The organism is Pontibacter anaerobius, from assembly GCF_026241195.1.
GTDB classification, from domain to species: domain Bacteria; phylum Bacteroidota; class Bacteroidia; order Cytophagales; family Hymenobacteraceae; genus Pontibacter; species Pontibacter anaerobius.
Genome location: NZ_JAPFQO010000014.1, coordinates 1 through 21972, shown reverse-complemented (window position 1 = coordinate 21972; position 21972 = coordinate 1). Strand labels below are relative to the sequence as shown.

At 50.8% G+C, this 21972-nt stretch carries 20 protein-coding genes; 7 read left to right on the top strand and 13 right to left on the bottom strand.

The features are described 5' to 3' along the window. A complete protein-coding gene (gene uvrC / locus OO017_RS18365; protein ID WP_266054165.1) occupies window positions 1–1824 on the top strand; it encodes an excinuclease ABC subunit UvrC in 1824 nt (607 codons plus the stop codon). 93 nt (window positions 1825–1917) lie between these two features. Here the strand turns inward: uvrC and porN are convergent, their stop codons facing one another. The 10 genes from porN to OO017_RS18315 all read right to left on the bottom strand — a co-directional run bounded on the left by porN (window position 1918) and on the right by OO017_RS18315 (window position 11935). Then, window positions 1918–2778 carry a type IX secretion system ring subunit PorN/GldN gene (gene porN, locus OO017_RS18360; protein WP_266054164.1) on the bottom strand — a complete coding sequence of 287 codons (861 nt, stop codon included), beginning with the start codon at window positions 2776–2778 and terminating at the stop codon, window positions 1918–1920. Between the two features lie 22 nt (window positions 2779–2800). Next, a complete protein-coding gene (gene porM, locus OO017_RS18355; protein WP_266054163.1) occupies window positions 2801–4399 on the bottom strand; it encodes a type IX secretion system motor protein PorM/GldM in 1599 nt (532 codons plus the stop codon). Between the two features lie 51 nt (window positions 4400–4450). After that, window positions 4451–5251, bottom strand: a complete 801-nt coding sequence (gene porL, locus OO017_RS18350) for a type IX secretion system motor protein PorL/GldL (protein WP_266054162.1) — start codon at window positions 5249–5251, stop codon at window positions 4451–4453. 83 nt (window positions 5252–5334) lie between these two features. After that, window positions 5335–6351, bottom strand: a complete 1017-nt coding sequence (gene porK, locus OO017_RS18345) for a T9SS ring complex lipoprotein PorK/GldK (RefSeq protein ID WP_266054161.1) — start codon at window positions 6349–6351, stop codon at window positions 5335–5337. Between the two features lie 228 nt (window positions 6352–6579). Then, window positions 6580–7542, bottom strand: coding sequence for a PorP/SprF family type IX secretion system membrane protein (locus OO017_RS18340; RefSeq protein WP_266054160.1), 963 nt, complete (start codon window positions 7540–7542; stop codon window positions 6580–6582). Window positions 7543–7704: 162 nt separating this feature from the next. Beyond that, window positions 7705–8508 (bottom strand): uroporphyrinogen-III synthase, encoded by an 804-nt coding sequence (locus tag OO017_RS18335; RefSeq protein WP_266054159.1) that lies wholly within the window; start codon window positions 8506–8508, stop codon window positions 7705–7707. Between the two features lie 55 nt (window positions 8509–8563). Next, on the bottom strand, window positions 8564–9742 hold the full coding sequence (locus tag OO017_RS18330) for a DUF4271 domain-containing protein (protein ID WP_266054158.1): 1179 nt from the start codon (window positions 9740–9742) through the stop codon (window positions 8564–8566). 70 nt (window positions 9743–9812) lie between these two features. After that, complete coding sequence (locus OO017_RS18325; RefSeq protein ID WP_266054157.1) at window positions 9813–10220, bottom strand: hypothetical protein; 408 nt, start codon at window positions 10218–10220, stop codon at window positions 9813–9815. After that, window positions 10204–10938: a lipoyl(octanoyl) transferase LipB gene (lipB, locus tag OO017_RS18320; RefSeq protein WP_266054156.1), complete on the bottom strand. Its 735-nt coding sequence runs from the start codon at window positions 10936–10938 to the stop codon at window positions 10204–10206. Before lipB ends, OO017_RS18325 begins: the two co-directional genes overlap by 17 nt. Window position 10939: 1 nt before the next feature. After that, window positions 10940–11935 (bottom strand): bifunctional phosphoglucose/phosphomannose isomerase, encoded by a 996-nt coding sequence (locus OO017_RS18315; protein ID WP_266054155.1) that lies wholly within the window; start codon window positions 11933–11935, stop codon window positions 10940–10942. Between the two features lie 53 nt (window positions 11936–11988). Here OO017_RS18315 and OO017_RS18310 point away from each other — a divergent pair, with 53 nt between their 5' ends. Then, window positions 11989–12351 (top strand): YraN family protein, encoded by a 363-nt coding sequence (locus OO017_RS18310; protein ID WP_266054154.1) that lies wholly within the window; start codon window positions 11989–11991, stop codon window positions 12349–12351. A gap of 714 nt (window positions 12352–13065) precedes the next feature. On the opposite strand, the gene OO017_RS18305 is transcribed toward OO017_RS18310, so the two are convergent. Together OO017_RS18305 and htpG are read right to left on the bottom strand one after the other, a co-directional pair. After that, on the bottom strand, window positions 13066–13962 hold the full coding sequence (locus tag OO017_RS18305; protein ID WP_266054153.1) for a toxin-antitoxin system YwqK family antitoxin: 897 nt from the start codon (window positions 13960–13962) through the stop codon (window positions 13066–13068). A 292-nt stretch (window positions 13963–14254) separates the two neighbouring features. Beyond that, entirely contained in the window at window positions 14255–16072 is a 1818-nt protein-coding gene (gene htpG / locus OO017_RS18300) for a molecular chaperone HtpG (protein ID WP_266054152.1), read from the bottom strand. A 296-nt stretch (window positions 16073–16368) separates the two neighbouring features. Here htpG and OO017_RS18295 point away from each other — a divergent pair, with 296 nt between their 5' ends. From OO017_RS18295 to OO017_RS18285, 3 genes are all read left to right on the top strand, one after another. Beyond that, window positions 16369–16692 carry a hypothetical protein gene (locus OO017_RS18295; protein WP_266054151.1) on the top strand — a complete coding sequence of 108 codons (324 nt, stop codon included), beginning with the start codon at window positions 16369–16371 and terminating at the stop codon, window positions 16690–16692. A gap of 192 nt (window positions 16693–16884) precedes the next feature. Further along, the gene (locus OO017_RS18290; RefSeq protein WP_266054150.1) at window positions 16885–19263 is read left to right on the top strand and encodes a TonB-dependent receptor; all 2379 of its coding nucleotides are present in this window, start codon (window positions 16885–16887) and stop codon (window positions 19261–19263) included. 59 nt (window positions 19264–19322) lie between these two features. Next, window positions 19323–19853, top strand: a complete 531-nt coding sequence (locus OO017_RS18285) for a hypothetical protein (protein ID WP_266054149.1) — start codon at window positions 19323–19325, stop codon at window positions 19851–19853. A gap of 77 nt (window positions 19854–19930) precedes the next feature. Here OO017_RS18285 and OO017_RS18280 read toward each other — a convergent pair whose 3' ends face one another. Further along, window positions 19931–20569: a YdeI/OmpD-associated family protein gene (locus OO017_RS18280; protein WP_266054148.1), complete on the bottom strand. Its 639-nt coding sequence runs from the start codon at window positions 20567–20569 to the stop codon at window positions 19931–19933. Between the two features lie 268 nt (window positions 20570–20837). On the opposite strand from OO017_RS18280, the gene OO017_RS18275 reads away from it, so the two are divergent. Both OO017_RS18275 and OO017_RS18270 read left to right on the top strand, forming a co-directional pair. Continuing rightward, window positions 20838–21404, top strand: a complete 567-nt coding sequence (locus OO017_RS18275; RefSeq protein WP_266054147.1) for a hypothetical protein — start codon at window positions 20838–20840, stop codon at window positions 21402–21404. Between the two features lie 110 nt (window positions 21405–21514). Next, window positions 21515–21847, top strand: a complete 333-nt coding sequence (locus tag OO017_RS18270; protein WP_266054146.1) for a DUF4286 family protein — start codon at window positions 21515–21517, stop codon at window positions 21845–21847. Window positions 21848–21972: the final 125 nt, after the last annotated feature.

The following is a 21972-nucleotide window of genomic DNA, read 5'->3' as shown; positions in this document are numbered from 1 at the left end:
ATGCCAGCAAACGAGAAGCTGAAGGAGAAAATATCGCACCTGCCGCATAAGCCCGGCATCTATAAGTTCTTCGACGACGGTGGCATTATCTATGTAGGCAAAGCGGTTGATATCAGGAAGCGCGTAAGCTCCTATTTCAACCGCTCTGCCCAGCATAACAAGAAAACACTGAAACTCGTCTCCCAGATCAAAGACATTGAGTTTACCATTGTAGACACAGAGGCTGATGCGTTTCTGCTTGAGAACAACCTTATCAAGCAATATCAGCCCAAGTATAACATCCTGCTGAAGGACGGTAAAACATATCCCTACATCTGCATCATAAACGAGCGTTTTCCGCGCGTTATCACTACCCGCAACAAGAAGAACGACGGCTCGCGCTATTTTGGCCCTTACCCAAGCGGTACGGCCATGTATGTGGTGCTCGACCTGATCCGGACGCTGTACCCGCTGCGCACCTGCACCTATAACCTCTCCCCGGAGAACATAGCTGCCGGCAAGTTTAAAGTATGCCTGGAGTATCACATCGGTAACTGCAAAGGCCCCTGCGAGGCTTTGGTGGACGAGACAGAGTATAACGCCAATATCGCGCAAATCAAAAACATACTTTCCGGCAACCTCTCAGTAGCCAAAACATACTTTAAGGAGCACATGGCCGCCGCCGCTGCGGATTACCAGTATGAGCTGGCCCATAAGTATAAGCAAAAGCTGGACTTGCTGGAGGACTTCCAGGCCAAGTCTACGGTTGTGAGCAACACCCTGACCAACATCGATGTCTTTACCATCACCAGCAATGAGCAGTGCGCTTTTGTTAACTATCTAAAAGTGATGAACGGCTCCATTATACTTACACAGTCGCTGGAGCTTGAAAAGAAGTTGGATGAAGAGGATGCTGACATACTTGCCTCCGTTGTGGTGCAGCTGCGCCAGGAGTTTGAAAGCACCTCCCGTGAAGTCATCACGAATATTGAGCTAAAGCTTCCGCTGGATAATGTTTTGGTCACGTATCCGCAGATAGGTGATAAGAAAAAGCTGTTGAGCCTCTCCCTGAAGAATGCTTTATACTTGCGCAAGGAACGGGAAGGCCGCCAGGAGAAGAACAAAGAACTGAGTGAGCAACGGGAGTTGCGTGTGCTGGAGACGCTCAAGAAAGACCTCCGCCTTACAGAACTGCCCCGCCAGATCGAGTGTTTTGACAATTCCAACTTCCAAGGCGATAACCCAGTGGCCTCTATGGTTTGCTTTAAAAATGGCAAGCCAAGCAAAAAAGACTACCGCCACTTTAATATCAAAACAGTAGTTGGGCCTAACGACTTTGAGTCGATGTATGAGATCGTGACACGTCGTTATCGCCGCTTGCTTGATGAGAACCAACCACTGCCACAGCTTATTATTATTGACGGGGGCAAGGGCCAGTTAAGTATGGCTGTAAAGGCTCTCCGCGATTTGGGCATTTATGGTCAGATTGCTGTGGTGGGCATCGCTAAGCGCTTAGAAGAGATCTTTTATCCTGGCGACTCTTTACCGCTGTACATCGATAAAAAATCTGAATCGCTGAAGCTGATCCAACGGCTCCGTAACGAGGCACACCGTTTTGCTATCACCTTCCACCGCAGCAAACGCGATGCTGGCACGCTCAAAACAGAATTAACCGATATTAAAGGTATAGGGCCATCTACGGCAGATGCTTTACTGCAAAAGTACAGATCTGTGAAAAAGCTTCGGGAATTATCACTTAATGAAATATCCACCGAGATAGGGAAAGCGAAGGCTGCTATACTTTATGCACACCTGCACCCCGCTGATGAGGGCAAGGAAGTATAACTAATACTGCTGTAGCTTTTTATTCAGAAAAGTACAAAAACAAAAAAGGAGACCCGTTAAAGTCTCCTTTTTTGTTTTTGTAAGCTGCAGTGCTTAGTAGCTCCACAGGCTGTATTCATATTCTATAAGTGCTTCCAAGGCATCCTGAGAAGCCAGCAGGCCTTTCTTACCACCACCGTAGATCGAAGCCAGGCTTTGGTCGCCAGGGTTTGAAATCTTCGTGATGTAAGAACTGAACAACCACAGGTCAAATGCGTCAGCCAGGTTCTTGTGCTGGGCATCATTCTGCGCATTGTACCAGATTGCTGTTTCCGGATTCTCACGGAACAAGCGTACCAGGTCGCTCATTTTAAAGCTCGCCACATTTTGCTCGAAACCCAGTGGGTTAAGCGTTGCCGGCACCTTAATGCTGATCGTCTGGATATCGTGGTACATACGTGAACGCTTCTTGTCGAATATCACGTTTTCCTTCAGTTCCAGCAGGTACAATTGCTTGGGAAAGAACTCATTGCTTACAGGAGCAGCCTCAGTAGTGCCGGCACCAGCACCAAGCGCTTCGCCCCAGGCATCATCCTCCTCTTCCACTTCGCCGAAACCAGCAGCAAGTTCCTCTTCGCTCAAGCCACCTTGCTCTTGCTTCGGAGTCATGTTCTGTATAAACTCCTCTCGCGTAATAGGTGTGCTTACAGAGTCGCTTCTGTAGGCGGTAAGCTCTCCGCTTTTCACAGCTTCGATGATTACCTTGGTTATCTCTCTGTTTTCCGAGAACAGTGGCTTGTTCTGCTTTTCGCGCAGGTCAATTTTACGCCATACTGTCTTCTTGAACAGAATATCAGACTCCGGAATAGGCCTTGCCGAAGGATTGCTTGCCGTAGTGTTTGATACCTGCTGCGCCATAGCGCCTACAGATAACATCAGACCGGCTGCTACACCTATTGCTTTAACTAATTTCATACTCCTTGTAAGCTTCTAAATTTTAATTTAAAGGAACGTTGAAGTTCGGCGTACCTACATTCACGTCAACTGCATTGCCTTTATAGTTCAGGCGCTTCACGTCCAGGATTTCAATCACAACACGGTCGCCTTTGCTGGCTTTAGCGGCAAAGCTGGTTAAGTTAGCTGACGGGCCGTTAAATTCGCCCTGATCTACCGGTTGGTTACCACGTACCAGGTACGCTCTCCATTTCGTTACTCTATAACGTGCTTCGTTAGGTAATAATTGCTTAAACCCTTCGTCTGCCACAGCCTGTATCTCAACAGCTCTGAAAGCCTGTGCAGGAACACCACGCTTCACATCTATTGGTTTGCCATTAACCAGTGCCACAATTTCTGGCTTAGGTATAGGGCGCACTTTAAACTTCTCAGAACCGATTGGATTTCCGCCGCTGCTTACGTTGATTGTTACCTCAGTACCGCTCGGGATAATGGTTACTTCACCTTTCTTAGCACCTTTAATAGCAGTTCCACCGTTCGCGCTGAAGCTAGGGTCATAGACCGCACCTAGAGCCGGCACCTGAATGTTCAATTCGTTAGCACACTGGAAATACAGCGCCTGCACAGAGGCAGACTGCACTTGGATTACCGGCTTTGCTACAATGTACTCTTCTTCGACAGGGAATTGTTTCTCTTCTCCGTTTTGGTTGATTGTAATTGTTCCTTTCCAGGTTTGCTTTGAGTTGCCATCGGCATCATAGTTTGAGGCAGCTGCCACGAACTCTACCTGACCTACACCATTTTCTACTTTAACAGGCTTACCATTAAAAGTCATTTTAGGTGTGATATTGTCAGAAGACGCAGCGATGAACATATCAGCTTTGTATTTTGTACCTGCGGCTACTGTTTTAGATTCAGCACGTGCCATGGCAAAAATTTTCTCAAATTTGATAATATCTGCACCTACCTGCTGTGCAAGCTTCTGCAACACATCAGCCTCATACTTCAAAACTTCAGCCTCTTTCTGAGAAAGTACTGCCAGGGCAGCCACCATTGGTGTTTCCTCAAAGTTCAGCTGTGCGAAGTCTTTACGTTTCTGAGCCGGGTCTTTCTGTGCTACCGGGTCTTCTTTACCGCTTAGGGCAAGCTTCTGAGGAACCTGATCACTGTACTGGCGCAGGAACTTGGCATACTCGTTTAGCTTTTGCTCCAGTTCATAGCCTTTGCCATTGTTCTTGCTAGCCGCGCCAATCATGTTCATGGCCACGATATCATTGCCTTCCGGCTGCTTATATCCCGTACCTTCTTCATTTGGTCCTCCTGTTTCATCGATCAACATTTTGCGCAGACCTTGAATATAGGAAACCATTTCTGAAGTTTCTTGACGTACTTGTTGTGCTGATTTTAGCACGCGCTGGTCATTAGCAGAAGGGTTTTTGTTTTCTGCAATCGCAGCCTGTATGTTTGTTACGACTCCGGCGTTATCATCCAATGTTTTTTTGTTCACTTCCTGCAATGATGCATCCAGGAACTGAAACTTTAACAGGATCGCCGAGCTCACGTTTAGGGCCAGAAGTGCGGTCAGTACTAAGTACATCATACCGATCATCTTCTGCCTTGGTGTCTCTTTTCCTCCAGCCATTTTATACTATATTAACTGTGTTTGTTTAGATAGAACTTATTTAACCAGGAATTAGCCTTTCATGGCTGACAGCATGTTGCCATACACCGTGTTCAGAGAGTGTAGGTTTTGCGTCAGGCGAGAAACTTCCTGCTTAAACTGTTCTGTATCTTTGCTGGCATCAGTGAGGTTTTCCATGGCCATGCTCAGGTTGCCATAGAATTTATTCATGGCTTTCAGGTGGTTGTTAGCATCCTGAAGCTCCATTTCGTACACTGCGTTCAGAGCACCCAGGTTGCGGGTCATGCCCTGGATCTGGTTGTGGTACTCCTGTGCGTCAGTAGCAGAAACAGCCATCTGAGCGATAGCATCTGCTGTAGTAGCGTACGCGCTGTTGATTTTATCCAGTTGGCCTGCGGCAGCTCTTACTCGGGTAGTGTACTCCTCAGTAGCAGCTGTTGCATTGCTCATGTCAGCCATGCTGGCAGCTGTTTCGCTAAGGCGGTTAAGGCCCAGGCCAAGTTGGTTTATAGTTTCAGGCGTAATATCAGCATTACGCATCATCTCGTCCAGTTTACCTGTTACAGACGGCCCACCAGCTACTGCACCTGCAGGAACGATACCCTGTCCGGTATAATCATCAGCAAGTTGTGGGTATACTCTGGCCCAATCCGGCTCAGCATGCTGTGGTTGGAATGCACTCAGGAAGAAGATAATTGCCTCTGTGCTCAGACCAAGGATCAGCATCAAGTCGGCCAGTGGCCAGTGCTGGATCTTGAACAACGCACCCACAATTACGACGGCAGCACCGATACCATAGATCTTTGGCATCAAAACGTCGAACAAGAAACTGCGACCTTTAGCTTTGCTCATTTTGTTTTCTAATTAAGTAGTGAACGATTAATTAAGGATAAATGGGGGATTGGTAAATTATTAGTATTTGTAATTATTAAATATTAAAACTCGCGTCCTGATGAACGTCCCAGGTAAATCATCGCATTACGGAAACCGATGTATGATCTGGCAGAGTCCTGGAATTCGAAATTACGCGTACCTGTCTCCAGGAAGTAAGCGATATCTTTCCATGAGCCACCTCTTACAACCTTACGCGGCTCTGCGTCATCGTTGTAAACCGGGTTCAAGTCCCATGTAATCGGAACAGTAGCGTCTGAGTAGGCATCCTCGCACCACTCGGATACGTTTCCGGCCATATCATAAAGACCAAAGTCGTTCGGGAAGAACTGTGCTACAGGGGCTGTATAAGTAAAGCCATCGCTGTAGTAGTCGCCACGGCCTGGCTTAAAGTTAGCCAGCAAGCAACCTTTGGCATTGCGCAGGTATGGCCCACCCCAAGGGTAGACTGCCATATCACGGCCGCCACGGGCAGCATACTCCCACTCAGCCTCTGAAGGCAGACGGAACTGCGGCATTGGCGCCATGCCGTTATCGGCATTTGCCTGGTTCTTGTGCTTGGTGCGCCACTCGCTAAAATACTTGGCCGCGAACCAATCCACACCCACCACCGGATAGTCATCGAACGCCGGATGAGAGAAATAATACTCCATCAGCGGGTCGCCCATGTGGTATGTATAGTCTTTTACCCAAACAGTTGTATCAGGGTATAACTGTGTCATCACGTACTCCTCGCCCAAAACATCCAGCGAATCTTCCGTCATCACGTTGATGAACTGACGGTATTCGTTGTTCGTGATCTCGGTTTCGTCCATGTAGAATCCACCGATCGTCACTTGCTTGTTTAAGTTCGCCATAGATGCCGCTATATCCTGATCAGCTTGACCCATGTGGAACGTACCGCCCGGGCAGGCCACCATGCCGTAAGGCACTTCCTGCGGATTGTACTCTGGTCTGTCCTCGGCACCTACAAGATCTCCTTGCGGCCCGCGTCTCATCCCACAGCTTGCAAGCAGTACCACCGCCAATGCGAAGGAAGACAGCTTAAGTAGTTTATTCATGATGACTGTTAAAAAGTAAATTTTCTGTAATAGATTTTAGCACACTTTTACGAGTGTAGCAAATATATGAGAATTAGGAATAAATAAAAAACAATTCACTACAACACCTTTTTTAATTTTTTTAACGTGGTAAGGAGCTGATTATTATTATGATGTATCAGATTTTTTTTATGCACTTTTTTAAGAATCGGTCATAAATGTAAAAAAGCGATTACAATTATCAACTATCTACCGGGTAAAAAAGTAGCGGGGGGTTCTTACAGGTGGCTTAAACCGTATAACCGGCTCTGCCAAACGATAGTTGACCATTACCTCATGCGAGGTGGCGGCCTTAGCAGACTTATTAAAAGTGGTCAGATCCAGCGCGTACCCTACTCGTAGTGCATTGTCCTGAAACAGAGACACTCCCACAAGGGCACTAACAGCTTCTTCATGACGATAATTCACTCCGGCCCAATATTTTTCCTGATAAGTTACACGGCCACCTGCATCAAAAGAGAAAGTCTCGGTGTCGTGCTTCAGCAAAACGGTGGGCGTAAGGGTCAGGTCTGTGGTTAGCGGCATGTGGTAGCCGCCCGTGGCGTAGATGTGGTTCTCCCCCAGTAATGTACCATTTCCGGTATTAGAGGAGTCCGCAAACTCGTACTCGGCTTTGAGCAGGTTCGTAACACCACCACCGGCATAAAAAGTCTCCGACTCATACCACACCCCGGCACCTAAATCATACTTGGTATCCTCGCTGTTGAAAGGCACACTCGGGTCGCCTTCATCTATAGGGCGGTAGCGGCCTTTTTTATAGTTGTTTACGTTGGCCTGTATGCCCAGCCCCAGCTTACCGGTTTCGCCTATCTTCATATGGAAGGAGTAGGAGAGAGCCGCCGTCAGAATGGTAGTATTAGCAATTTTATCGCGCATCAGGTTCAGGCCTACGCCACCGTGCAGCAGCCTGACAGGCGTGTGCGCCGAGAGGAAGAGCGTCTGCGGAGAGCCGCCATCATCAAAGGAGGCATCGTAGCCAAGCCACTGGTAGCGGTAAATAGACATGAACTCCGGTCGGTTGGTTATGCCAGCGTAGGCAGGGCTTATCTGCATGCCATTAAACCCATAGTGGGTAAACTGAGGTTGCTGCTGCGCTTTGGCAAGAGGTGCCAGCAGGAGCACCAGCAACAAGACAGGTAGAAGCTTTTTCATAGGCTGCGACACGAAGGCAAGGTTAAGATGAGCTATTTTGCACAGAACGCTTTTCAAATATAGCTATTAAACACTAAAACGCAAATGCCTCGCTGCATTGTGCTGCGCCGGCGTTTGCGTTTTAGTACGTATGCAAAAAAGGCTTAAAAGTTGCGTTACAACTTATTTTTTTGCCTCCTGCATCTGGTTCTGTATGTATACCTCGATGGCCCCGGTCATGGATGGCGCATTTGGCATCGGCGCCTCAATGTCCAGCTCCAGGCCTGCGTCGCGTACGGCTTTGGCTGTAGTTGGGCCAAAAGCGGCGATGCGGGTATTGTTCTGCTTGAAATCCGGGAAGTTGATGAACAGCGAGTGAATACCGGACGGGCTGAAGAAAGCCAGGCAGTCGTAGGTTACATCATCAAGGTCAGACAGGTCAGCGGCCACGGTCTTATAAATGATGGCTTCTGTATGCTTGATCTTGTTAGTGGTCAGGAACTCCGGGATATCGTCTTTACGGATGTTGGAGCACGGGAACAGGAACTTCTCGTTCTTGTGCTTCTTAATCACCTCGAAAAGGTCTTTTGCTGTTTTCTCACCTACAAATAACTTCCGCTTGCGCAGTGTGATGTACTTCTGCAGGTAATAAGCCGTCTGGTCAGAGATACAGAAGTACTTCATGTCGGCTGGCATCTCGATCTTGCTCTCCTGGCAAATGCGAAAGAAATGATCCACAGCGTTGCGGCTCGTGAAGATCACGGCAGTATGCGACAGAATATCCACTTTATCTTTGCGGAACTCTTTAAAAGGAACCGGCTCCACCTCGATAAACGCCCTGAAATCTACCTTGATGCCATACTTCTCCGCAATGGAAAGGTACGGAGAGTTATCGGTAGTAGGCTGCGGTTGTGTAACCAGTATACTCTTGATCGGAAACTTGTGTCTTTCAGGGTTCGCAGAGCCCTTTGCTTTGCTTTCAGCCATATTAGAATAATGATGCTTATAACGTTCGCCTGCTGCGATACCCGCTGCCCGCTGCTTAGAAATTAAAAACTATCAGCTCCAGCATAATTGCCAGCGGAATCACTTCTGTGGCGCAAAGGTACGAAAATAAATGCAAATTAATCACTGACGCTTTCTTATTTACCGTGTAAAACACGCGCAGTATCGTGATAACCAGCACCAAGGATACTGCCAGGCTCGAAATTAGCAGGATGGCCTCGGGCATCATCGCGTTCAGGGACAGGTACAGCAGCATGACCAGCGGCAAGAAAAGGCCCATAAACAGCAGCGAGCGCAGAAACTCGCGGTACTGCAGCTGCACCAGCTGCTCCAGCCCAAACACAAAAGACATCACTTTCAGGAAAACATACTTCAGCAGCACAATGCTGAATATCACCAAAGTATAGAAAAGAATTTTAGTGGTTATGTCTGCCTCCGACACAGGGAACAGGCGGTTAAACAGCCGCACGTGCTGCACGTTGGTATGGATGGCGGCAATGAGCAGTGCCAGCGACAGCGAAAAAGCCAGCACAAACAGCATGTTGGACACCGCACCTACCGGCTTCCCCACCGAATACATGTCCTCCTGCGGGTTAGAGTGCAGAAAGCGGTTCGGGTCGAACTGGCTCTTAAAGTCCGCAGGATAGCTGACGCGCAGCAAGCCGTAGATCAGCCCGATCAGCAGCATAAAAATAATGAAGGCGTTTTGGTTTACATACTCCCGCACCTGTACCGAAAGCGGGCGCTGGTCTGCCTCCTGCCTCGAGTCGGCCATGAGCGCCACGTTGCGGAAGGTGCTCACGGTCGGTTGCTGCGCCGGGTGCCACACGGTAAGCAGGTACTTGCCCTCCACGGGTTCTGTGCCCTGGGTAAACTTAGTTAGGTCTAACGTATAGTTGGCGGCGGAGTCGGCTTTAAAGACGAGCCGGTTATTGAGGAACAGGCACAGGTCCTGCGGTGCGGCAAAGGCAATGTTAAAGGGCTGCGCCTGCGCAATGGGCAGCCACTGGTGCAAGGCATTGTAATTGGCATGCTGATTTGTCACGTACGGCACCAGTTGTCCCCCCTCGCCATGCTGCACCAGCCAGTTACCTGTAATGGTGTTTTTCTGCTCCAGCGGCAATACCTGCCCCTGCACAGGCACCTGCCACGCGCCCAGCCATACTATAAATAGTATCAGAAAGGTGAATTTATACTTAGGAAACGCTCTGTGCACGGCGTAAAGGGTTAACGGAGCAAAGCGGCAGCGCCGGCAATACTTTATACTTATACTTCTGGCTTAGTTTTTAAGAGTGCAGCACTCCCTGCATCTGCAGCATGCTTATCTCTATCAGGTTCTCCTCCACAATAGAGTCCGGCACAAACACGAAGCGCTTGTCGTATATCTGGCGGTCGATGTAGTAGCTTACCCAGTACTCGTTGTTGATGTGGAAGATGGCGGGGTCGATAGGCTCTACCTGCACAAAGCTTTTGGCCTCCACGCGCTCAAACATGTGCCGCAGCACCGATGTCTTCACCTCTTCGCCGCCTACCTCACCGTAGCCTTTGGAGGCCACCAGCACGTTCTCTACCGGGAAGTTATTATAGTTGAGTAGGTATACATTCCAGGCGGGCTGGTCGGTGGTGGCATCCGTGGTTCTGGCAACAGCCACCGCAATTCCCTCTACCGTCCCGAAATCAATGTCCTTCTTCATGCGCAGCAGTTGTAATGTTGGCCCCAAACAAGGCGGCCAGGTGCTTTATCAGTTTTTCTTCTACCTCAGCCAGCGGCACCTCATGCCCCAGCTCTTTAGCCAGCGAAGTTACGGCTTTATCAGAAATACCGCACGGCACAATGTTATTAAAGTAGTCGAGGTCGGTGTTGATGTTGAAGGCGAAGCCGTGCATGGTTACCCAGCGGCTGCACTTCACGCCCATGGCGCAGATCTTGCGCGGGTTGCGCTGTTCCACGTGGTCGAGCCAAACGCCGGTGAGACCCTCTATGCGGCCTGCCTCAATACCATAGTCTGCCAGCGTAAGTATAATCGCCTCCTCCAGGAATCGCAGGTACTTATGGATGTCGGTGAAGTAGTTCTCCAGGTCCAGGATCGGGTAGCCCACGATCTGGCCGGGGCCGTGATAGGTGATGTCGCCGCCGCGGTTGATCTTGTAGTATGTAGCGCCCTTTGCCTTCAGGCCCTCCTTATTCAGCAGCAGGTGTTCCTCGTGGCCACTTTTGCCCAGCGTGTACACATGCGGGTGCTGGCAGAAAAGCAGGTAATTGGGTGTAGGCACCTGGGCATCCGCCGCCGCGGCGCGGTTCTGCACTTTTATATCCAGGGTGGCAGTAAAGAGCTTGCCCTGGTAATCCCACGCCTCTTGGTAGTCTATCAACCCCAGGTGCTCAAACTGTATATCGGTATTCTTTTGCACGTTATAGTTTAGATATTTCCCTTTTCAGGTAACTGATATTATCGTTGGAGTCCGGGTCTACCCCATTCAGATCGGCTAGGTACAAAGCAACCCAGTCGAACAGGTGAATCAGGTAAAAGGCCTGCTCCAGAAAGGTAGCCCCCATGGCTTCTACCTCTAGCATCTCCAGCCCCTTGCCCGCGCAAACGGTGCTGGCGAGGTCCATGCGCAGCTTAGCGCGTGGATGGTCATAGGCGGTTTTAATGCACATAACAACCATCTGGCTAATTAGTTTCTCCGGTTGGTGCCAGCCCTCTATCTCGTTGTGGGTCATCTCCGGGAAACTGCCCACATGTGCCAGTTGCTTGGCATTTGTGTTAAGCTGCTGCTGAAAACGCAAAGCCACTGCCTCAAAGGTATTGCTGGCGTAGATAAACGGCAACTTGTTATGAAAGGTGCTCGCCAGCGCACTAGCCTGCACTTTTATACTTCCGGACTGCTCTTCCAGCAGGTTTATACTTTGGTTGAGCTCTGTTTTAAAGGTGTCATCCAGCAAACCGGCATAATGCAACAGGTAAAGCTGCTGCACCAGCGTAAAGCCAAGGCAGGCACGTGGCGGGCCCGCATCTGCCGGGGTAACGATGTGCGGCATGTTGTTAGCCCTCGCAATACGGAGCAACTCTCCGCCGGAGGTAACAAAGCCTATGACTGCCTCCGCCTCCATTGCCTGCCTTACCATCGAAACAGCCTCCTCTGTGTTGCCCGAAAAGGAAGAGGCAATAACCAGGGTAGCTGGCCCTACAAAGGCTGGCAAGCTGTAACTCTTCTGCACTACCACAGGCACCTTAAGCTTATCGGCTACGTAAGCCTGTAAAATGCTGCTGCAGATACCAGAGCCGCCCATGCCCGCCATCACTACATTGTTATACCTGGGGCCCGCAAACGTTACGGTTGCTCGCTCCCCAATTTCCAGGGCATTGCGCAGCTGTTGGCTAAAGCCTTCAATAAGTTGTTTCATAGTATGCTAAGTTGGCGCAGCAGCCTTAGCTGCCTGCAAAGTACAAGTTTTATATGGCTTCTCAAATAAGCAAGCACCTCTATACCGGCCAGTTGGGCGAAAACCACGCCGCTTCTTACCTGCGGGAGCAGGGCTATATTATCCTGCGGCAAAACTACAGGTATAAACGCGCCGAGGTAGACATCATTGCGCAAAAAGGCAACCTACTGGTGTTTGTTGAGGTGAAAACAAGGTCTACTAATAGGTACGGGTATCCGGAGGAGGCGGTTAATTACAGGAAGGAGGCTATGCTGCTAGGCGCTGCCGAGGAGTTTATACTTCAGGAGGAGTGGCAGCATGAGGTGCGGTTTGATATTATCTCGGTTACGCTTACATCGCCGCCGGCTATACACCATATTGAGGATGCGTTTTATTGATGCTGGTTATTGCTTTTGTGGTAAGTCATACTTGTTAGCTGCTGTACTTTATACTTGCTCTTATTCCCCCTCTGGCGCAAGTCTTCAGACTTGTGTCCTTTTATGGTGTTGAGTTTGTAACTCAACTGTAGCCATACTTTATACTTTGACGATGATTTATACCTGTCGATTTATACTTTGACCGCTGCTTCCTTTAACTTGAGCTAAGCTACCCGCTGTTCCGGACATCCTTGTCCGGAACCTCTCTGCCGCGGACTTCCTAATCCGCGTGAGCCATACTTTATGCTTTCTTAGCCGCTGCTTCCTGCAACTGGAACCAAGCTATCTGTTCTAGCATTGGTTCATCCTCAGTCCTACAAACCCTAGCGTTTCATCTCTGGCCTTGGCTCCCTCCAGCCCGGGAGGGCTCGTCTTCCCGCATCGCGCGGTGTTCCCTCCTGCGCCAGGGCGCTGCCGCATGCGCGGCACCGGATCTCACAAGGCGCTCAACGGAAAGACTGGGATCAGTTTCAATAGCTGCTGCCTTTGCTATGAAAAGAGGTCTAAGTCCCCCTTCGAAGGGGGCAGGAGGGGGATGTAATCGCCTGCTGAAAATCCCCCTCTTCGGAGGAATAGGGGTGGGTTTACATCTGCTAAAAACTCCCCGCCTTAGCCTCTAAAGGGGCCCCTGCACCCCCAGGAGGGGCAGGGGTGGTTGGACCCGGTACGGCAGTTTTATTTACTGCTTGCCTGCTCGCGTTTGTCGAATTTGCCGCGCTCGTAGATGGGGGTGGCGTGGCGGTCATACTCCTTTATCAGGTATGGCTCGTGGGGTGCGTCGTAGGCGGTTTCGGGGTACTGAAACTCGTAGTGGCGGCGGTTCCGGAAGTCGTAGTAGTTGATCCAGACACCTATCTTACGGCCTTTCTGGTACTGCCCGCTCCACTCCAGCTGTCCGTTTTCATAGAAACGGTAATAAGTGCCCTGCACCTCGCCATACTCATACGGTATCACTTCCTTAATCTTTTTGGTGTCGCCGTAGTAGGTTACCACCGCATCGCGCAGGAAGCCCTTGTCGTAGTGCTCCTTGTCCACCAAGGTATGGTCGTCGTTATTGCGGTATTTCTCCCAGCGCAGGTGCTTGGTGCCCACGTAAAAGTAGCCTTCCTCCACTACCTCGTCGTTCAGAGTTTTCTTGTAAGGGCCATGTAACACTTTGTAGCGGTCGGTGTCCTCTACATTAGAGCCTGAGCGGGCCAGTTTACTTTTTTTGGTGTCGTAATAATACTTGTAGGGGGCGTACTCGTTCGGTTCCTGGTGCTCGGGCAAGTACCCGAAGGTCTCTATGGTTTCCTTGTAACGGCCGCCGGTCTTGGTGTAGCCGCGTTTTATCTTATAGCCCAGAAACTCGCGCTTGCTGCGTTTTACCTTTCGTTTTTTCTTTTTCTCGGCTATCTCCTCCTCCAGCGGGTTTCTTTTTTCCACGGTGGGCAATGTGGTATCGGCTGAGGCTAGGGCATCGGTCTTTACTTTGCTGCTCTCCTTCAGGCGCGCCATGTCAAGGTTATAGTCGCTGTTCCACTGAGGCTGGCCGCAGCTGCCCAGGCTTAGCAACATAACACTTATCAACAAAGTATAAACCGAGTTCTTCAATTTTGAATGAATGATTTTTGACTGAGTGAATGCTTAATAAACCTGGCTATACTTGCTCACCTACAACAGTAGCAACCCTCAATTAAGCAATTTAACCTTTATCCCAAACGTAAAGATGCACATTATAAGTATACGCACCAACACGCGGCTAAGTGCCTATAACTCCGGGCGGCGCTGGTAAGTTTCATTTATACTTGCCGGCTGGCCCGGCAGCAAAAAAGGCAGCACCCAGAGGGTACTGCCTTCACTGTTAGGTATTATAATAAACGTACTATTCTTTTGTCATGAGGTCGAAGCTGCGCTTTACGAAGCTGGTGAGGGCGGCACCCGACAGCATGTTCTGCGACAGCAGCGCCAGATCGAAGGCCTGACGGGCCAGTTTGCCTTTTTCCTCTGCCTTGAGTACGCGCTGGTTAAGCGGATGGTTGGCATTGATGGTCACGTTGTAAGTGTCCGGCATATCGCCCATAAACATCATGCCGCCACCGCCAGCACGACTCATGTCCTTCATGCGGCGCATAAACTCCGGCAGTGTGATCACCAGCGGCGCATCGTCCGGCGACATCGGCGCCACCTCTACCATCATGTTCTTGTTGTCGATAGCCTCTTCGTACACCTTCTTCAGGTCCTCTTTCTCGGTATCGCTCAGCACGCTCTCCTTCGCCTCATCCTTCTCTATCAGCTTGTCAATCGTTTCGGAGTCTACGCGCTTAAGGGTTGTTTTCTCCAGCTTCTGCTCCAGCATGCCGATAAAGTGGCTATCGATCACCGTATCCAGCTTCAGCACGTCGTAGCCGCGGTTCTCGGCCGCCTCCACGTAAGCGTGCTGCTTGTCGGCATCGGTGGTGTAGAGCAGCACCAACTGCTCGTTCTTGTCTTTCTGGTTGGCCTCCACCTGGGTTTTATACTCCTCTAAAGTATAATATTTGCCCGAGGTGTTCTGCAGCAGCACAAAGTCCTTGGCTTTCTCATAGAACTTATCGTCTGAGAGCATGCCATACTTCACAAACACGCTGATGTCGTCCCAGTTCGTTTCGAAGGCGGTGCGGTCTTTTTTGAAGATCTCGGCCAGTTTATCAGCTACTTTCTTGGTGATGTAGGTATTGATCTTCTTCACGCTGGAGTCAGCCTGCAGGAAAGAGCGGCTCACGTTCAGCGGAATGTCCGGCGAGTCAATGATACCGTGCAGCAGCATCAGGAACTCCGGCACCACGTCCTTCACCTCATCGGTAATAAACACCTGGCGCGAGTACAGCTGTATCTTGTTGCGCTGCAGCTCAAACTCGTTCTTGATCTTAGGGAAGTATAAAATACCGGTCAGGTTGAACGGATAGTCCACGTTCAGGTGGATCCAGAACAGCGGCGGCTCCGACATCGGGTACAGCTCTGTGTAGAACTCCTTGTAATCCTCGTCCTTAAGCTCGGATGGCTGCTTGGTCCAGATCGGGTTCGGGTTGTTAATGATCTCGCCCTCAAACTCCACCGGCACCGGCAAAAACTTGCAGTACTTATCAAGTATGGTGCGGATGCGCACCGGCTCCAAAAACTCTTCTGAGTCAGAGGCTACGTTCAGGATAACGTTGGTGCCGCGCGTTTCCTTGTGGGCAGGGGCAATGGCAAACTCGGTGCTGCCGTCGCAGGTCCAGTGCGCTGGCTCGGTTTCGTCTCTGTAAGATTTGGTAACGATCTCAACGCGCTCGGCCACCATAAAGGCAGAGTAGAAGCCCAAACCAAACTGGCCGATGATCTGATCCTTGTCGCCAGACTCCTTGTAGCGCTCCACAAACTCGGTGGCACCCGAAAATGCGATCTGGTTGATGTACTTCTTGATCTCCTCGGCCGTCATGCCGATGCCGTTATCGGAGATGGTGATGGTTTTGGCGTCCTTGTCAACGGCCACTGTCACCTTCAGCTCGCCCAGGTCGCCGGTATACTCGCCGATAGACGAGAGGCGCTTGATTTTCTGCGTAGCGTCCACGGCGTTGCTCACCAGCTCGCGCAGGAAAATCTCGTGGTCGGAGTACAGGAACTTCTTGATGATCGGGAAAATATTCTCGGTGTGGATGGAGATATTACCTCTTTCTTCCATTGTCTATACTTTATAGGTTAAGTTTGATCTTTTGCTGATTTTATACTTGAGCCATACTTTCAAATCCTGTTCCAGAGGCTGCATTTGTGACAGGTTGTCAGAATGCGCCGAAAAAAACAACCGCTTCGGCAGGGTTTTATACTTCCAGATTAAACCATAGGCACAAAAAGCCATCTAAACCTCTACACGAAACATCCATTTTATACTTGCACGTACAATAAAAGTATGAACAGAAGCAGGTTATAAATGCAACACTGTGGAATTTAATCTATCTTTGTTTTTGTTCTAAAGCTCAGGTGCACCGTTACATCCAACATATCGCGCTCATACTGCTGCTGCTGTTTAGCAGGGCCATGGTTCCGGATGAACTTATCCAGGAGCTGCACCCGCACACGCACACGGTACACACCGAGCAGGCCGACCCGCACAAGCCACAGATCGGCCTAAAGCACAAGCACTGCCAGGTAGAGGATGTGTTTAACACGCCGTACCAGGGCGAGGCGCTTTCACTAAGTTTTACAACTACTATCCATACCGCTGTTTACGCCACTGCCTATACACGCAGCTGGCAAGGCAGTAAACCCGGTTTATACTTTCTTCGCGGCCCGCCTGTGGCCTGATCTTCAGCTACCCTGCACGGCTTAATTATACTTTGCAAAGTATGACTAAGGCAGGTGCACACATCCTTTTTTATACTTTCAAACAGTCCTGCGGGCCTGCCTTTGCTTTTGGCACAGTAGCAGCCAACACCGGGCATCTGGCTATACTTGTTATAGCCTCCTTTATTCTTATTGCTGAAAACCGAAGAAGTGTTGAAGACGAAATCAATCCGGAGAAGTATACTTTTTGCCTTGGCGCTGCTGGCGCTGCAAACGCCCCGGTTGCTGGCGCAGTCGTTGCCGGCGCCGCTGCTGGAGGAGGCGGCGCAGGACTGCGGCCTTACCCTATCGGGCAAGGTGCTGGACCACGACACGCGCGAGGCACTGCCTGGTGCTACTATTTACCTGCCCGAGCTGGACAGATCTGCCATCACGGATGAGTACGGAAACTACCATTTCCACCAGCTCTGCCGTGGCACCTACATGTTTCAGGTAACCTATGTTGGATACGAAACCGAACGTTTCAATGTGAAATTAAGCAGCTCCTCTACCCGCGACCTGCAACTGCACTCCGATGCCCGCATGCTGCGGACCGTGGAGGTAACAGGCGAGCACCTGAAGGCGCAAGCACAGACGCAGCACACGCTGTCCGGGCAGGAACTGGAAAGGACGCGCGGCCTGGCACTGGCTGAGACCCTGCAAGGCATTGCCGGGGTCACGGTACTGCAAACCGGCCCCACTATTTCCAAACCTGTTATTCACGGCCTGCACAGTAACCGCGTGTTGCTGCTTAACAACGGCGTGCGGCAGGAGGGGCAGCAGTGGGGCGCAGAGCACGCACCGGAGATCGACCCGTTTGTGGCTGCTGAGATGAAGGTGATAAAAGGCGCAGCCGGCGTGCGCTACGGGGCCGATGCCATTGGCGGTGTAGTGCTGGTGGAGCCAAAGGAGCTGCCTACAACACCCGGCATTACCGGCGACCTGCACCTGCTGGGCAGCACCAACAACCGCCAACTGGCCACTTCTGCCACCATAGAGGGTAATTTTGAGAAGCTTCCGCCGCTAAGCTGGCGCGTGCAGGGCACGCTACGCAAAGCCGGCAACGCCAAAACCCCGGATTATTACCTGGAGAACACCGGCCTGGAGGAGCAGAACTTCTCGGCAGCGGTTGGTTATAGCAAAGAAAAGTATGGCGCAGAGCTTTACTTCAGCCACTTCGACACCAAGCTTGGTATTTTGCGCGAGTCACACATTGGCAGTGTGCAGGATTTGCTCTACGCTATTGAGCGCGGCAAGCCCAGCCGGGCTGATAAGGCAGAGTTTACCTACGACATCAGCAGCCCTTACCAGGCTGTGCAGCACGACCTGCTGAAGGCAAAGGGTTACTGGCACCTGGGCGAGGCCGGCAAGCTGGAGTTTGTGTATGGCTGGCAGCGCAACCTGCGCGAGGAGTATGAGTTGCGCCGCGGCAGCAACACTTCGCCATCCTTGCAGCTCACACTAAACACGCATACCACCGAGGCCGTTTTTGAGCACAAGCCACTTGGTAACTTTTCAGGGGCTGTGGGCATGAGCACCATCTACCAGAAAAACAATTACCAGTACAGCGACTTTCTGCCATACTTTACGAGCGTAACGGCAGGCGCTTTTGCCACTGAGAAATGGAAGAAAGACCGGCTGCAGCTGGAGGCAGGCCTGCGCTATGACTACAAGCACCTGCAGGTAAAGAAATTCGAGAGTGACCGGAGCCTGATACAGCCAACATATGATTTCAACAATATATCCGGTATCTTAGGGGCCATGTACGATGTGGGCTATCATTTTACCTTTGGTCTGAGTGCCACCTCGGCCTGGCGTGCCCCCGGTGCTAACGAGCTCTTCAGTGAAGGTGTGCACCACAGCGCAGCCACTTACGAGGAGGGCGACCCTACACTGAAGTCGGAGCAGGCGTACAACCTGGAGCTATCGGTGGATTACTTCAGCAATCCGCGCCTGAATGGTGCCCTGAGCGTGTACCACAACTACATCCGCAATTTTATCTACCTGGCGCCGCAACCCGAGCCGATCCTGACGGTGCGCGGAGCTTTTCCGGCTTTTAAGTACACCCAGGCCAATGCTACCCTGACTGGCGCAGACCTGAATCTGGATTACAAAATTGCTGAAGGCCTGATGCTGGAGTCGAAGACCTCGCTGCTCTACGCCCGCAACCTTGACACAGATGACTACCTGATCTACATGCCATCCAACCGTTTCGATAATAGCCTGCGCTATGAGTTCGGGCACAAGGGCAGCAGTAAATTATCGGATGCCTACTTATCGGTGGGAGGGGTGTATGTGACGGAGCAGAAGCGGGTACCGGAGAACACAGAGCAGGACTTTGCACCGGCGCCGGCCGGATATTTTCTTTTGCAGGCAGAGGCGGGCACTACGATTCGCTTTGGCAGGCAACCCGTGGAGGTTGGCATTACTGGTAATAACCTGCTAAACACCACCTACCGCGAATACCTGAACAAGCTGCGCTACTTTGCCGACGAGCCGGGCCGGTTGTTGATGTTGCGCATCCGGGTGCCGCTCAATTTTAGCAAATCGTAATTTTAAGTATCATTTATTTTAAAAACTCGTATTGTTGTACATTCCTTAACAGCTATATCATGAAAAAACTATTTAAACCTTATCTTACTGCATTCTTACTAGGCGCTCTTCTTATCTCTTCTACCTCCTGCGGCGATGACGATCCGGAGCCAGTTGAAGAAGGTGAAAACATTACTTCGTTAACGCTGACACTGGAACCAGTATCTACAGCCAAAGGCGTTAACACAGCAACAGCCACTTTTGAGGCCGGCACAACGCCAACGTTGCAGCTAGTACCAAACACACAGTATAACGCCACTATCACGCTTAACGATAACCTCCACACCGAGGTAAGAAATGAGGCAGAAGACCATGAGATCTTCTTTAACGCCCCTGAAAACCTGCTAGTGGTGCAGAAAAATATTCCGGAAGACCTGGATAGCAATGGCCGCCCGCTTGGCCTGAGAACAAGGATGATTACGGGCAACGCCGGTGAGTCTGGTACCCTGAGAGTTACCCTGAAGCACCAGGAAGGCCTGAAGGATGACAACAGCGATGTTTCTGTTGGTGATACAGACATTGAGGCGAACTTCACCGTTTCGCTGCAGTAGCCCCCACAGCTACACGCGTACAAAAAAAGGAGGCGCAGCCATAGAGCTGCGCCTCCTTTTTTTGTACTTGCTGCACGTTATCTTTTCTTCGCTGCCGCCCTGCCCGCACCCTCCACGGCTTTGGCAATACGGCTGGCACGGGTTTCTGGCCTTTTGGCATCCAGCACAGCCACCACGTACTCTTTGCGGTGCGTAAAAGCCATACTTTCAAAAGCCTCCAGCAGCCCGGCCTCCTGCAGCGCCGTCTTCATATCCTCCGGCACCACTACGGTTTTGGTTGAGCGGTCTATGCCAGGCCTGTCTACACCGAACATAGACTCCTGCCTGCGCTCCGTTTTATGCCTGAACCGCAGCGCCGACCACACATCATCCACTGCCACCTGGCGCACCGCCTCGTACTGCATCTGCGCCATCACCTGCCAGCCCTTGTCGCGGGTAAGGTCGGTTTTTACGCCGGATGTTTTTTTGGGGTAAGCAACCCAAAGTATACCTTCCGGCTGCAGCAGCGCCAAGGCCTGTGGCCCCAGTGCCTCCAGTTCGGCGGCACGCTGCACAAACAACAGCACGGCTGCATAAGCGCCCATACTTGGGGCCTCATCCGATTTTGTAAAAGTATAGCCCTCCTGCTGCAGCGTCTGCGCTACTTTTTCAGGGGCTTGCAACAGTAACAGGGGCTGCTCCGTTTTAAGCTGTAGTTTCTTTCCGAGGTCTGCCATAGCAAATGGTTTGTAAGTGTAGTGCAGGCTAAGCTAACACAAAAATTGCACTCCTGCACCTGAAGCAGGGCATTTTTAAAGCCGCCGCCTCCCCCCGTACCTCTATCAGGAATAAAGCAGCACTACGCACAACAGCTACCTGCTCTACCCCTCCCCAGCGCCTGCAAAGAGCATATTTTAAATATTTCCTAACACAGGAGCAACATTAATTCAAGCCGCATAGTATAAATAAATATAGTTAAAAACATATTTAATAATATATATGCCTATGCGTAGAACTTCTACTTCTGTTATTTCCGTTTTAAACCGAATCGCTTTCTTGTTACTGTTCCTGTTTTTTGTAGCTGCCTGCTCTGCCCATGTGGAGCGTGAGGCAGATAAAAAGCAGCAAGACGCTACTGTGGCTGTAGTAACATCTAAAAAGGTGCCGTCTGTAACGGTGGCTTCTTATGAGAACCAATCCGATGAGGTTTATTTCGACCTGATTGCCAACACCTCCAACTGCCTGGGCGAAGACTTGTGGTTCGGGGGAAAGCTTGAAAGCCAGAACAAGGCGATGCTGGCAAACTCAGGAGCCTTCTCTCAGCAGAAAGTGTACATAGTTACCGAACTAACTGCCACCGGCCTTAACAGCAACAACAGCTACAAGGTTGATAATAAATCCCACACGCTGCGCGCGGTGGTTGATAAGGATGGCGTAATTTTTCTGCAGTTAAGCCAGGGGCAGCTACAACTGGTGCCACAGGCCAATGCTGACCCACTGGTGCTGGCCTACCAGCCTAACCCTACCTCTGGTTACTACGACGGCTCGGTGGGGCGCTGGAGCTGCAAATAAGATCGACAAGTTTAAAATTCCTAAACTGTGAGGAGCAGCCCGTGCCATAGCCGCATGGGCTGTTCTTTTTAGTTTTGGCCATGTTAACCTGCTTTTTCGTACTTTTGGGTATGATATTATACAACGAGACCATAAGTGTAGACAACACCGTGGCCGATGAGTGGCTGCAGTGGATGAAGGAGGAGCACATTCCGGCGGTAATGCGCACGGGCTTTTTCCTTGGCAACCAGATCAGCCGCCTGATGCATGAGGTGGCCAACGACGGCACCACCTATGCCGTGCAGTATACCTGCCGCAGCCTCAACGACCTGGAAGAGTACCAGCGTGAGCACGCATCAGAGATTGACATGCGCCACCACGAGCGCTACCAGGGCAAATACGTGGTGTTCCGCTCCATGCTGGAGGTTGTGGCTAGCAACGTGGAGCGCAAAGCAGCGGAATAGAACCGCCAATCGAGTAGACGGCCCCGCCACCGTTAGGTAGCGGGGAGCGCCTCTCACACCACTGTACAAGCGGGTCTCGCATACAGCGGTTCGTTAAGTTGTGGAGCTACTTCCCTGTAGTAGTC

Bases quoted from the DNA above. Each gene is read 5' to 3' on its own strand.
- uvrC (WP_266054165.1), top strand. From the start codon at position 1: ATGCCAGCAAACGAGAAGCTGAAGGAGAAAATATCGCACCTGCCGCAT.
- porN (WP_266054164.1), bottom strand. From the start codon at position 2,778: ATGAAATTAGTTAAAGCAATAGGTGTAGCAGCCGGTCTGATGTTATCT.
- porM (WP_266054163.1), bottom strand. From the start codon at position 4,399: ATGGCTGGAGGAAAAGAGACACCAAGGCAGAAGATGATCGGTATGATG.
- porL (WP_266054162.1), bottom strand. From the start codon at position 5,251: ATGAGCAAAGCTAAAGGTCGCAGTTTCTTGTTCGACGTTTTGATGCCA.
- porK (WP_266054161.1), bottom strand. From the start codon at position 6,351: ATGAATAAACTACTTAAGCTGTCTTCCTTCGCATTGGCGGTGGTACTG.
- OO017_RS18340 (WP_266054160.1), bottom strand. From the start codon at position 7,542: ATGAAAAAGCTTCTACCTGTCTTGTTGCTGGTGCTCCTGCTGGCACCT.
- OO017_RS18335 (WP_266054159.1), bottom strand. From the start codon at position 8,508: ATGGCTGAAAGCAAAGCAAAGGGCTCTGCGAACCCTGAAAGACACAAG.
- OO017_RS18325 (WP_266054157.1), bottom strand. From the start codon at position 10,220: ATGAAGAAGGACATTGATTTCGGGACGGTAGAGGGAATTGCGGTGGCT.
- OO017_RS18315 (WP_266054155.1), bottom strand. From the start codon at position 11,935: ATGAAACAACTTATTGAAGGCTTTAGCCAACAGCTGCGCAATGCCCTG.
- OO017_RS18310 (WP_266054154.1), top strand. From the start codon at position 11,989: ATGGCTTCTCAAATAAGCAAGCACCTCTATACCGGCCAGTTGGGCGAA.
- htpG (WP_266054152.1), bottom strand. From the start codon at position 16,072: ATGGAAGAAAGAGGTAATATCTCCATCCACACCGAGAATATTTTCCCG.
- OO017_RS18285 (WP_266054149.1), top strand. From the start codon at position 19,323: ATGAAAAAACTATTTAAACCTTATCTTACTGCATTCTTACTAGGCGCT.
- OO017_RS18280 (WP_266054148.1), bottom strand. From the start codon at position 20,569: ATGGCAGACCTCGGAAAGAAACTACAGCTTAAAACGGAGCAGCCCCTG.
- OO017_RS18275 (WP_266054147.1), top strand. From the start codon at position 20,838: ATGCGTAGAACTTCTACTTCTGTTATTTCCGTTTTAAACCGAATCGCT.
- OO017_RS18270 (WP_266054146.1), top strand. From the start codon at position 21,515: ATGATATTATACAACGAGACCATAAGTGTAGACAACACCGTGGCCGAT.